Origin of the sequence: Haloarchaeobius litoreus (assembly GCF_024495425.1) — an archaeon.
GTDB classification, from domain to species: Archaea; Halobacteriota; Halobacteria; order Halobacteriales; family Natrialbaceae; genus Haloarchaeobius; species Haloarchaeobius litoreus.
Map to the genome: position 1 here is coordinate 165,086 of NZ_JANHJR010000001.1, position 11,776 is coordinate 176,861.

Consider the following 11,776-nt stretch of genomic DNA (forward strand, 5'->3'; position numbering starts at 1 on the left):
CGCGCTTCTTCGCATCTGCTCGTTTCGTCGGTATAATTAAAACCCTTGCGTTTCAGCCTCGCCGTGGGGCGGTTTACCGTTCGTCGTCCTCTGTGTCCTCGTCGTCGAACGGGGAGCCGACGGCGTCGGGTTCGTGGCCGGCGAGGCTGACGATGTTCTCGCGGCCGACGCGGAGCTTGCTGATGCTGCCGTCGTCCTCCATGTCTGAGAGCAGCATGCTGACCTTGGACTTCGACCAGTCGGTCTCGTCGACGATGTTGGACTGGCGCATCCGGCCGCCGTTCTCCGTCAGCAGCTCGACGACGCGGTCCTCGTCGGTGAGCAGCTCCTCGTCGGGGACGCTGGGTTCGGCCGGCGGCGTCTCGGCCGTCGCGCTAGCCCCGGCGGAGTCGGAGGGGCTGTCGGTGGTCACCGCGCCGTCGTCGCGTCCGTCGTCGCGGCGGCGGAACCAGACGGCGGCGCCGGCCATACCGACGATGACGAGCGCGAGCACGATGGGCACCATGGGGAGCGATCCATCGTCGCCGCCCTGGCCGGGCGTCGTGGCGGTGGAGTCACCCGGCCCAGACGTGGTGCCATCGGCGGCGGTGGTGCCCCCGCCTCCATCGCTCGTCGACGTCGACGTCGCGGTCACGGTACCGTAGACGACGCGCGGGCGCTGGTCCGAGAAGCTGCGCTCGCCCTGCCAGGTGACGCTGTCGCTCTCGGCCGGCGTCGGTGCGGAGAACTCGCCGGACGGGCTGACGTTCTCGAACACGAGCCCGTCGGCGGGGAGGAAGACGAGCGACTGTGCGGGGCCGATGTAGAACCCTCCCTCGAACACGTCCGCGACCACGACGCTGTCCCCGGTTGTCTGTGCGAACGCGGTCCAGCGGAACGACATGTTGACGATGCCGACGTGGCCGTCGAAGGTCGGCTCCTCGCTGGCGCCCCGGCGGAAGTCCGTCGCGACCATCTCACGTCCCGTCTCGTTGCGGCCGAACGCGACGAGATCTTGCGCGCGGCGCTCGAAGTTCGTGTACAGTTCGGTCTCGTTGGACTCGAACTCCGTCGCGAACTGCTGGAACTGCTCGCGCTCGGACTCGTTCGAGAGCTGGCGCTCGTAGTGGATGGCGAAGCGCGCCGAGCCGTTCTCGAAGACGCGGATACGGAACTGTGTGCGGTCGAACTCCTGTGCACTGCCCAGCGCGCCCGTCGAGTTTGGCGGAGCGTGGACCGAGCTGTCCGGCCCGGATGCCGCCGCTGTGGCACCTCCGGCGAGCAAGACTGCGCTCACCGCGAGCAGGACGAGCGCTCCGACACCGAGTAGCCGACGCATTCGTCACCCCTTACTCGGGGAGGGATTAAGAACGCTAGGTCCGCGGGTCGACCTGCCGCCCCCGGGTGACTACCGTCTCGACGTCCGACCAGACGTCGACCGAGGTCCGGGGATCGCCGGGGAGCAGCACCAGGTCGGCGTACGCCCCCGGCTCGACCCGTCCGGCGTCGACACCGACGAGCGCTGCGGCGGTGTGCGTGGCGGCTTCGAACACCCCTTCGGGCGTCATACCGTACTCGGTCATCAGCGCCAGTTCGGTGGGGATGTCGGCGAACGTGTTGAACGGGGTGCCAGCGTCGGTGCCCATCGCGATGGTCACGTCCGCCGCTAGCGCGTGCTCGAACGCCTCCTCGAACGCCGCCTGTGCCTCTCTGGCCTTCTCGACGGCGTAGTCGGGGATGGGCGCATCGTCGGCGTTATCGACGATACCGGCGAGCGCGCTCGCGGTCGGCACCCAGTACGTTCCGGCCTCGGCCATCTCCTCGGCGGCCCTGGCGTCCATGAACGTCCCGTGCTCGATGCTGTCGATGCCCGCGTCGACGGCGTTCCGGATGCCGGCGGTCCCGTGGGCGTGTGCGGCTGTCGGGACGCCCTTCGCGCCCGCGGTCTCGACGAGGGTCTCGAGCTCGTCTGGCGCCAGCTCGGGTGCGCCCGTGTTCGCGCCGGGCGTGAGCACGCCGCCGGTGGCCATGCACTTCACGACCCCTGCGCCGCCTTTGAGCTGTTCGCGCACGGCCGTCCGTATCTCGTCACGGCCGTCGGCCTCGCGGCCGAACCAGTGGCCGTGCCCGCCGGTCATCACGACGTTGCGACCGCAGGCGACGACACGCGGGCCGGCGACGACGCCCGCCTCGACGGCCTGTGCGGCGTCGAGCGCGATACCGTCGGGCGCGCCGAGGTCGCGGACGGTGGTGACGCCCGCGGCGAGGGCGTCGCGGAGGTTGCTGGCTGCGCGGTAGGTCAGTGACGCGGTGGAGCGGTCGACGTCGCTCGCCGGGTCGGGTCCGGCGTCCATCATCAGGTGGACGTGCGCGTCGACCAGTCCGGGCGCGACGTAGGACCCGTCGGCGTGGATGGTGGTGTCCGCGGCCACCTCGGTGGCGGGTTCGACGCGGGTTATCTCGCCGTCGACGGCGACCACGTCTGCCTCGCGTGAACCCTGGTGGTCGACCACGGTTCCGTCCCGGATGACGAGCGTGTGGCTCACGAGTCGTCCAGCTCCTCGGTTCCCGCGTCGGTCACGCGCTGCTGGACGCGTGCCGCGGCGTCACGCGCACCGTGCTTGCTCGCGTAGCCCTCGCCGCTGTCGGCGAGGATTCGGCCGTTGTCGGCGACCAGCCGCCAGCGGTACTCGTCGGCCTTGTCCTGGAACACCTCGAAGTGGGTGTCCTCGAACGACGGGATTGCGGCCCCGGGGGCGCGCTCGCGGATGCGTCCGATGGCGTCGCGTGCCCCCGACTTCGTGGTGTAGCCCTCGCCGCTGTCGCCGATTATCTCGCCGTTGCTGGCGACCAGCCGCCAGCGGTACTTCCCGGCACGGTCCTCGTACAGTTCGAACGTTGCGACCATACCGGTCGTTCGACGAGTGGTCACAAAAAACTGGACCCGCACGGGATGACGCATCGCACGGGCAGTCCAGTCGACGCGAAGAGTGGTGGTGGTGGATTGGCGTCGTTGTGGTGGTTGGGGTGTGCCTCTGACCAGAGTTGCGATGGGGGGGTGGGGGGGTCGTCCAGTCAGGGTGGATGGCAGCAGACGAACGGGTAATTCGGGTCTGCCGTCACACCCTACCTTCACGTTGAACCTACCCCTACATAAAATTACCGCAGAAAATCGCTAATGGTTATTAAAATGCGCTGGGGTCGAGACCAATGGTCATGCACCCGTCGAATTGCCATTAGATAGAAATAAAAGGAGCGCCCAAGTAATAGATACAAACCGAAACCCGGAGCGTGTTACCATGAGACTACGACAACCCACCGACTTCCTGATACTCGAAGCACTGCAGGCGCAGGGTCGCAACGTCGCGACGAACCTCGCCCACCACACCGACAAGAGCCGCAAGAACATCAACAGCCGGCTGCCCGTGCTGGCGGACTACGGTCTCGTCGAGAAGATCGGCCCGGCGCAGCGCTCCGGCCTCTACGAGATCACCAAGAAGGGCCGCATCGCGCTGATGTACCAGGACAAGTACGACGAGGTCGAGGACTTCGGCGCCCTCATCGAGGGTCCCCACGCGAGCGACCCGCAGCCCGACGGCCAGAGCCAGGCGGCGCTCGTCCGCGGAGCCGACGACGAGGAAGACGAAGACGACGAGTGACGGCCTCTGCGGCCCCGACCGCTGTGCGGTAGTGACAACCCTGTAGCGCTCCCGTCTCCCCTGCGCTCCCGTCTCCACGGCCCGACCCGCTCTCCGCTGTCCCGAACGTCGAGCGACAGCACCCCAGAACGAGTTCCCGGCCGCCGGTCCCCCGCCTACGGCGCGAGCCGGTTCTTCCGGTTCCGCATCTCCGACTCGTAGTGCCCGAACGTGATGGGGCACCACTCGCTCGCGAGGTCGAGCACGCGCTCGGTCATCTCGCGGATCTCCCACTGCGCGTCGGCCGCCGCGCGCATGTCGGCGACGTGCATCAGCATCCGCGCGTTCATCGACATCACCATGTTCACCTTCGTCCCGATGGGAAGCACGAACCGCGCGTCCTCCGGCGGCATCCCCAGGTCGAGCAGCTCCTGGTAGTCCTCGACGGACTGCCGGACCGAGCGTTGGAACAGCTCCTCCCGTTTCGCGACGGTCTCGTCGTCGACCGCGCCGGTACGCTGGTTGCGCCCGACCCAGTCCGGGTCCGACGCCGACGGCGGCGTGACGACCATCGCACCCTCCTCGACCTCGGCGGGGTCGACGTCGTCGAAGCTGACGTACCGCATCGACTGCACGTCGAAGCTGACGTGGCGATGCCGGGTGATCTGGGCCATGCAGGAGCGGCTGATCCCCTTCACCGCGAACGTCGCCTGGACGTGCTCGAACGGGCCGAAGTGGCCGTGGTCGAGCAGGTGGCCGATGAGCGTCTCCTGTTTCTCCTCGATGCTCTCCCCGTCGATGTTCTCCATCACCGTCTCGAACGATTCCTCGCCCACGAACCCGTCGTAGTAGTCGTTGCGCGCCGCCGTGCAGATGAGTTCCTCCGGGTCCTCCGTGGCCTCGAGTAGTTGGACCTTCATGTGTTCGTCGTACTGGCTCTCGCGGGGGAGCGTAAAAATTCGGTTCCGTTCGTGTCGCCCGCCGGAACCACTACCCCTAAACCACCACCCTCCCAAGCGACGACGAGATGAGCACGTCCGAGGAGTGGACGTTCCCCGACGACGTCGACCACGAGGTAGTGCAGGACGCCCTCGTCGAGTGGTACGAGGCCGACCACCGCGACTTCCCGTGGCGACGCACCGACGACCCCTACGAGATACTCGTCTCGGAGGTGATGAGCCAGCAGACCCAGCTCGGCCGCGTCGTCGAGGCCTGGGAGGCGTTCCTCGACCGCTGGCCGACGACCACCGCACTCGCGGACGCCGACCGTGCAGACGTGGTGGGCTTCTGGACCAGCTACTCGCTCGGCTACAACAACCGCGCGAAGTACCTCCACGAGGCCGCCCGGCAGGTCGAGGAGGAGTACGGTGGCTCCTTCCCCGAGACGCCCGACGAGCTGCGGGAGCTGATGGGCGTCGGTCCCTACACCGCCAACGCCGTTGCGAGCTTCGCGTTCAACGACGGCGACGCCGTGGTCGACACGAACGTCAAGCGCGTCCTCTACCGCGCGTTCGACGTGCCCGACGACGACGCGACGTTCGAGCGCGTCGCGGGCGACCTCATGCCCTCGGGCGAGTCCCGCGTCTGGAACAACGCCATCATGGAGCTCGGCGGCGTCGCCTGCGAGAAGACACCCTCTTGCGACGCGGCGGGCTGTCCCTGGCGCGAGTGGTGCCACGCCTACGAGACGGGCGACTTCACCGCGCCCGACGTGCCCACGCAGCCGAGCTTCGAGGGGAGCCGTCGCCAGTTCCGCGGGCGGGTGATATCGGTGCTGAAGGAGTACGACGAGCTCGGGCTGGACACGCTCGGCCCGCGCGTGCGGGTGGACTACTCCCCCGACGGCGAGCACGGCCGGGAGTGGCTCCGGGGCCTGCTCTCCGACCTCTCGGACGACGGGCTCGTCGAACTGGACGAGTCCGGGGACGAACTCGCGGCCCGACTCCGGCGGTAGCCGCTGGTTCGAAGCGTACGAACCGACACCGGCGTCTCGGAGGCCGCCCCGTTCGGACTCGGGAAACTGGACCGGTCCGTCGAGGCGAACGCTCCCGTCGAGAAGCGAGCTGGCTTTCAGAGAGAGAACGACCGGCTGCTGGCGGTCCCTGTGGCCGAGAAGCTGCCAGTCAAAGCCGGTTCGATGATCGCCTACACGGGTGTCCTGCCGTTCACCGGTGAACTACCTCGGGGCGAGCTCCGAGGCACTCGCCGCGGGCTTCCGTAGATGCGTCGGGGCCGGCACTCCCCGTGTCGTCGGCACGCTGTCGTCGGCACGCTGTCGTCGGCACGTTACGCTGGGTCGGTCTCACTCGTCGCTGGGAGTGGGACGACCCGAAACACGTAATCCTCGTAGACGGCATCGAGATTCGTCGGACTCTCATCGTCGGTGTGCTTTCGACACAGGACGGCCCTCGCCTCGACTGCGCCGTGTCCCGTCTCCTCCTGATACCGTTCGAGGACTTCGAACGTCGCCGGTTCGTCACAACCGCGACGGTGACACCGGGGAGACGAATCCGAGCCACCGTCACCTTCGCGTCGAGTGGCATCGGTCTCCGTCCGTGGTTCGGCCTCGTCGGCCCGGGTACGCGCCTCCGTTGTCTCGCGCTCCCGCTGGCGACGCTCCTCGTCGCCCGCTTGCTTCTCTCGCCCCTCCTTGCTGTCTGCCACGTTCGATTTTCGGGAACAAGAGCCAAGAATCCTGCGGTGGGGTAACAACACGCGTGCCGGCCATCCAGAAACGCCGGGAACGGCGGTTCCCTCTTCGGGGTATGGGGTCCTACTCTCGGACACCAGTGACGACCAGAACGGAGACTGTCTCTGCCGACAGGAGCGCCTCCGTCGTGCTCCAAGGCAGACCTGTCCTGACTGGGGACCGTCGCTTCGCCTGTCAGTCCTCGGCGACAGACCGGGCCGACCCGGTCGCTGTCGCCGGTGCGGGCGGTTCGTGGGTCCCGAACTCGGGGTGGGTCTCCTCCATCCACACGTAGACGACGGCCCCGGAGGCGAACATCAGCAGGGCGGTCATGTAGAACGCTGCCTCGGCGTTCACGAACTCCATCGCGAGGCCGATAAGTATCGCGCCGACGCCGTAGCCGGAGTCACGCCACATCCGGTAGACGCCCATCCCGGTCGCCCGCCACGTCGGGTGAGCCGCGTCGCCCGGGACCGTCATCAGGTTCGGGTACAGCAGCGCCATCCCCAGCCCGGAGACGGCGGAGAGGGCCACCCAGGGGAGGTAGCCCTCGACGAGCACCATCCCGAGGACGCCCGCACCGGTGAGGAACATCCCGGCGATGACGGGCGGGCGACGGCCGATACGGTCCGCGAGCCCGCCGGTCGCGATCTGCAGGAAGTACATCGCGCTGTGGACGCCGACGACGAACCCGACCGCTGCGATTCCGAGCCCCTCACTCGTGAGATACAGCGGGACGGCGAGCCAGAACAGCGTATCGACGAACTTCTCGATGTGTCCGGCCTGTGCAGCGGCGAACAGCGTCCTGTCGCCGTAGGTCGCGCGCTTCAACACCTCGCGGAACGGTAGGTTCGCGTCGTGATGGTCGTCGTCGTCGATCTCCGCTCTCGCGAGCTGGACCGTCTCCCTGATGAGGAACACAGCGATGAGCAGCGCGAGCACGACGACGACGGCGAGAAAGTAGAACGGCTCCGGCCGGAGGTTCGTCCCGGCGGCGATGACGCCCGTGACCCACGCACCGACGGCAACACCACCGTAGCCGAACGCCTCGTCGATGCCGACGGCTAACCCGCGTTGCTCGGGGCCAGCGATGTCGATCTTGGCGTTGATGGCCATGCTCCAGGTGAGTGCCTGGTTGATTCCCAGCAGGACGTTCCCGACGGTGACCCACGCCCAGTTGGGCGCGTAGATGAGGATGATCGGGAGCGGGAGGGCGGTCAGCCAGCCGAGGACGAGCACGGGCTTGCGGCCGTACTCGCTGCCCCACTTGCCGGCGTAGAGGTTGAGTAGCGCCTTGACGAACCCGAAGGAGACGACGAACGAGCCGATGACGAGGAACGACTCGACGCCGAGGACGTCCTCGCCGAGCACGGGGACGACGGCGCGCTCGGAGCCGATGGTCAGCCCGGTCGCGAACACGAGCAGGACGTGCAGCGAGAACTGTCCGAGGTGCTCGCGGATACCCTGCTTGAGGTCGGTCGTCGCCCCAATCGTCACCGCGACACCCTCCGATTCGTCTCCGTCGTCCGGTCGCCTGACTCCTGATTGACCCTCGTCCGTCGACGTCGCTCGACCGTCCCGCGGTCCGACATTCCTGCGTGTCCGTAGGTCCCATCCCTGCATATGAGTACTGCCGGTCATGACCGGTATCCTCTTGCCTGCCGCGTCCCAGCTGTCCGTATGAGCCTCTACCAGTCGTCGTTCCGGGTGCGACACGAGTGTCCGTACCGGGAGCTCTCGGAGCGGTACCCCGACCTGACCATCCGCGAGTGGTACCTGAGCGACTGCCAGGTGCTCGAAATCACCGCCACCGAGGCACCGACCGAGGAGCTCCTGGAGGACGTCGAACGGCTCGGCGACGTACTCCACCGCTCGGTCGACACGACGGGGCTCCACGTCGTCACGCAGTCATGTCTCTGCTCGCTCGAGGACTCCATCATCGAGCGCTTCGAGTCGCACAACTGCCTCTACCAGCCACCGACGGTCCACCGACAGGGTTGGGAGCACTACTCGGTCGTCGCGTTCGACGAGGCCGACGTCCGCGCGCTGCTGGCCGAGCTGGACGACGACCGCGACATCGAGCTCCTCTCGAAGACGGCCATCGAGGAGCAACACGTCCCGCACAGCATGCTCGCACCGGTCGACCGGCTGTTCGCTGACCTCACGGACCGCCAGCTGGCCGCACTCCAGCTCGCGCTCGAACGCGGCTACTACGAGCAGCCCCGGGCCGTCTCGATTCGGGAGCTGGCCGAGGGGACGTCGGTCGCACGCTCGACGTTCGAGGAGCACCTGCGGAAGGCCGAGAACAAGCTGCTGACGAACGCGGGGGAGTTCCTGCGACTGGTGACGGCGACGTCGACGACCGACCCACTCGGGGTCGAGGCAGGACAGCAGGCGGGCGGGACCGCGGACTGAGCACCTCCCGTCCCGGCATCAGCCGATGGTGAGAACCTCGTCCGCGTCCTCGACGACGCCGAGGCAGTCCGCCATCGTGGCCCGCGGTCTGAGCTCGTCGGCTTCGAGGTCGCGCGAGTCGAGACACGTCCCGCAGGCGAGCAGCGTTCCGCCGTTCTGGGTGTACTTCAGCATCACGCCGTGAGGGTTGAACTTCTCGTGCTCCAGGTCTGGAGCGTCGACGCCGTCGCCGAGGAGGAACACCTCGACGGAGTGGTCGGCGTCGAGCGCGGTGTTCGCCAGCCGGAACGCGTTCCAGACCCGCTCGGGATCGTTCGTCTCGAGGATGATGCCGAGATACATACTGGCAGTTCGACCGCTGGACGTTTGAATTCACGTGCTGGCTCTCGGGACCGGAGAACGAACCGACCGTGGTGTCCCGGGATGGGTCTGTTTCCGGACTCAGTCGTCGCTCGCGCCGACCACGGCCCCACGCGACACCTCGCTCGCGTGCCCGGTCCGACGCGCCCAGAGCAGCAGCATGCTCGGGAAGACGAACACGCTGACGAGGAACGACAGGGAGAGCGCGAGCACGACGAGCATGCCGAACGAGCGCAGCTGCGGGCTGGTGTGGAGCAGGAGCGTGGCGAACGCGCCACCGGAGGTGAGCGTGCTGCCGAGTAGCGCCCCACCGGTGCCGGTGACGGCGGTCTGGAGCGCGGTGATGGGGTCGTCACCCCGGGAGAGCTCCTGTGCGAAGCGGTCGCTGATGTGGATGTTGTAGTCGACGCCGAGGCCGACCGCGAGGCTCAACAGCAGCGCGGTGAGCAGCGTCACCGGCGTGTTTGTGAGGTACATCCCCGCGAGCACGAGCCCGATGACGAGCGCGATAGGGACGACGGTGAGCACGCCGAGTGTCGCGCTCCCCCCGGTGAGCCGGTAGACCAGCGCGAGCACGAGGGCGATGACGCCGAGCGCGATGAGCATCGTGCGGACGATGCCGTCGGCCATCTGGCCGAGCTCGGCGTTGGAGAACGTCGCCTGGCCGACCGCGGTGGCCGTGTACTCGCCGTCGCCCTCGGCGACGTCGGCGATGCCGTGCATGGCCGCGGCGCGGTCGTCGACCTGCAGGCCCTGCTCGACGGGGACGAGCATCCGCATCGTGCGGTACTCGTCGTCGGTTCGTTCGACGACCCGGCCGGCCTGCTCCGGGTTGGCCTCGTACAGCGCGTCGTAGACGCCGCCCACGTTCCGGTCGGGGACGCCGTCGCCGTCGGTGTCGGCGTCGGCCAGCACCGCGGCGAACTCCTCGTCCTGGGCGGCGACGCGCTCCATCACCGACAGCGGCGAGACGACGGGAACCGACCCGGAGCGGCTGAACACCGCGTCGCGCTCGGCGGCGTCCGCGGTCGCCCGCTGGACGCGTTCGAGCGCGGCGGGGTCGGTCACTTCGCCCTCGATCAGTATCATCGTGTAGCGCTGGCTCTCGCTCTCGGCCTGGAACCGGTCGTCGACGTAGCGGTCGTTCTGGTACCACTCGGTCTCGACCGCCTCCCAGGCGAGCGGGCCGGGGAGGTTCGTCTTCCAGTCGGCGACCTCCTCGGAGGTCTGGTAGCCCTGCCGGTCGAGGTCGGACCAGGCGGCCGCACCGCCAGCGCCGGCGAGCACGGCGACGACGATGACGACGGGTGCCGCGACGCGGGCGGCTCTGACGCCGGCACCGAGCACCGGGGCCAGGTAGCGACCGCGCCCGAGCGGGGCCTTGCGGCGGTCGAGACCGACCCGTTCGAGCAGGCCGTCGATGCTGACCTTCAGCGCGGGGACGAGCGTCGTGAACACGACGAACGCCGAGACGACGCCGAGGGTGATGCCGATGCCGAGCTGGCGGATGATGGCCAGCGGGCTCGTGAGGTTCGCGAGGAACCCGACGGCCGCGGTGATCGTGACGAGCAACAGCGCGACGCCGACCGAGGAGAGCGACCGATACATCGGCTCGCGGATGCCCTCGCCCTCGCCGCGCTGCTCGCGGTAGCGCATGAACACGTGGAGGCCGTAGTCGATGCTCAGCCCGGTGATGAGCACCGGCCCGATTATCATCGTCACCCCGGCGGGGATGCCCAGCCAGCCGAGGATGCCGAACATGCAGAGCACGGAGACGACGACCCCGAAGAACCCGACGACGACGTCGACGAGGTCGCGGTAGGCGAAGCCGAGCACCGCGAGGATGAGCAGCAGCGCGGAGGGCAGGATGAGCTCGGTCGTGTCGGCCCAGACCTGCTGGCTGTAGCCCTGCTGGGCGTGCTGGCCGACGGTGAAGAACTCGGCCCCGCCGCGGTCATCGGTCGCCTCGTAGAGGGTGCGCTGGGCGTCGGCGGGCGGGCGGAAGTTGTTCGCACCCTCGGCGGTCGTGAACGCGAACACGGTCCGACGGCTCTCCGCGGTCGCGGTGCCGGGCTCGTAGGTGTTCGGAAGGAGCCGCAGCGCGGGCGAGCCCTCGGTGAACGTGTTCTCGACGACGGCACGCACGTCGGACTCGCTCGCGGCCTCGAGCGCAGCGACCTGTTCGTCGAGGCTCGCGTCGCGGTCGCCCGCGAGCTGGGTCGCGACGACGTTCTCGACGCCGGTCACGCCTCCGTCGTCGGTGAGTGCGCCAGCGACGGACTCGTTCGCGCGGACCTCGCGCTGGTACTCCAGCGAGGCGAGCAGCGACTCCTTCGTCAGGACGTTTCCGTCCGTCGAGCGGACGTAGACGTTGGAGTAGGTGACGTTGTTCGATCCCACGTCGCCGTAGTGCTGCTGGATGTAGTCGGCCTTCTGGGCGACGGTGGTGTCGCCGAAGGCGTCGCTGTCCGTGGAGTTGGTCTGGCCGGTATCGAGCTGCGTGATACCGCCGATGACGCCCGCACAGACGACGAGCATCACGAGGAGGACGATTCTGTTGTGGTCGGTGACAGAGCGGACGACCCTGTCGAGGGGACCCCCAATCATTTCTGCACTCCGACCGACGACAGCCGTCCCGTTATAAACCACTCCCCAGTTTCAGACGCAGAAACTACCGTCTCGTCCGGTGATGATG

At 68.1% G+C, this 11,776-nt stretch carries 11 protein-coding genes; 3 read left to right on the forward strand and 8 right to left on the reverse strand.

The features are described 5' to 3' along the window. Positions 1 to 73: 73 nt before the first annotated feature. Genes NOW55_RS00930 through NOW55_RS00940 form a run of 3 tightly spaced genes read right to left on the reverse strand, consistent with a single transcriptional unit; the run spans position 74 to position 2,887 of the window. Positions 74 to 1,318, reverse strand: a complete 1,245-nt coding sequence (locus NOW55_RS00930; protein WP_256398170.1) for a helix-turn-helix transcriptional regulator — start codon at positions 1,316 to 1,318, stop codon at positions 74 to 76. Between the two features lie 34 nt (positions 1,319 to 1,352). Next, positions 1,353 to 2,525: a metal-dependent hydrolase family protein gene (locus NOW55_RS00935; protein ID WP_256398171.1), complete on the reverse strand. Its 1,173-nt coding sequence runs from the start codon at positions 2,523 to 2,525 to the stop codon at positions 1,353 to 1,355. Then, the gene (locus NOW55_RS00940; protein WP_256398172.1) at positions 2,522 to 2,887 is read right to left on the reverse strand and encodes a YegP family protein; all 366 of its coding nucleotides are present in this window, start codon (positions 2,885 to 2,887) and stop codon (positions 2,522 to 2,524) included. The genes NOW55_RS00935 and NOW55_RS00940 overlap by 4 nt, the downstream gene beginning before the upstream one ends. A 391-nt stretch (positions 2,888 to 3,278) precedes the next feature. Here NOW55_RS00940 and NOW55_RS00945 point away from each other — a divergent pair, with 391 nt between their 5' ends. Next, positions 3,279 to 3,638 (forward strand): winged helix-turn-helix transcriptional regulator, encoded by a 360-nt coding sequence (locus NOW55_RS00945; RefSeq protein ID WP_256398173.1) that lies wholly within the window; start codon positions 3,279 to 3,281, stop codon positions 3,636 to 3,638. Between the two features lie 155 nt (positions 3,639 to 3,793). Here the strand turns inward: NOW55_RS00945 and thyX are convergent, their stop codons facing one another. Continuing rightward, complete coding sequence (gene thyX / locus NOW55_RS00950; RefSeq protein WP_256398174.1) at positions 3,794 to 4,537, reverse strand: FAD-dependent thymidylate synthase; 744 nt, start codon at positions 4,535 to 4,537, stop codon at positions 3,794 to 3,796. 107 nt (positions 4,538 to 4,644) lie between these two features. On the opposite strand from thyX, the gene NOW55_RS00955 reads away from it, so the two are divergent. Then, complete coding sequence (locus tag NOW55_RS00955) at positions 4,645 to 5,571, forward strand: HhH-GPD family protein (RefSeq protein WP_256398175.1); 927 nt, start codon at positions 4,645 to 4,647, stop codon at positions 5,569 to 5,571. Positions 5,572 to 5,903: 332 nt separating this feature from the next. On the opposite strand, the gene NOW55_RS00960 is transcribed toward NOW55_RS00955, so the two are convergent. Together NOW55_RS00960 and NOW55_RS00965 are read right to left on the reverse strand one after the other, a co-directional pair. Then, a complete protein-coding gene (locus tag NOW55_RS00960; protein WP_256398177.1) occupies positions 5,904 to 6,281 on the reverse strand; it encodes a hypothetical protein in 378 nt (125 codons plus the stop codon). Positions 6,282 to 6,501: 220 nt separating this feature from the next. Then, complete coding sequence (locus NOW55_RS00965) at positions 6,502 to 7,797, reverse strand: MFS transporter (protein WP_368407718.1); 1,296 nt, start codon at positions 7,795 to 7,797, stop codon at positions 6,502 to 6,504. Positions 7,798 to 7,986: 189 nt separating this feature from the next. Between NOW55_RS00965 and NOW55_RS00970 the strand changes: the two genes are divergently transcribed. Then, positions 7,987 to 8,721 (forward strand): helix-turn-helix domain-containing protein, encoded by a 735-nt coding sequence (locus NOW55_RS00970; protein ID WP_256398179.1) that lies wholly within the window; start codon positions 7,987 to 7,989, stop codon positions 8,719 to 8,721. A gap of 18 nt (positions 8,722 to 8,739) precedes the next feature. Here NOW55_RS00970 and NOW55_RS00975 read toward each other — a convergent pair whose 3' ends face one another. Both NOW55_RS00975 and NOW55_RS00980 read right to left on the reverse strand, forming a co-directional pair. Then, positions 8,740 to 9,063 carry a DsrE family protein gene (locus NOW55_RS00975; protein WP_256398180.1) on the reverse strand — a complete coding sequence of 108 codons (324 nt, stop codon included), beginning with the start codon at positions 9,061 to 9,063 and terminating at the stop codon, positions 8,740 to 8,742. Positions 9,064 to 9,162: 99 nt separating this feature from the next. Then, a complete protein-coding gene (locus NOW55_RS00980) occupies positions 9,163 to 11,688 on the reverse strand; it encodes an efflux RND transporter permease subunit (RefSeq protein WP_256398181.1) in 2,526 nt (841 codons plus the stop codon). Between the last annotated feature and the right edge of the window lie 88 nt (positions 11,689 to 11,776).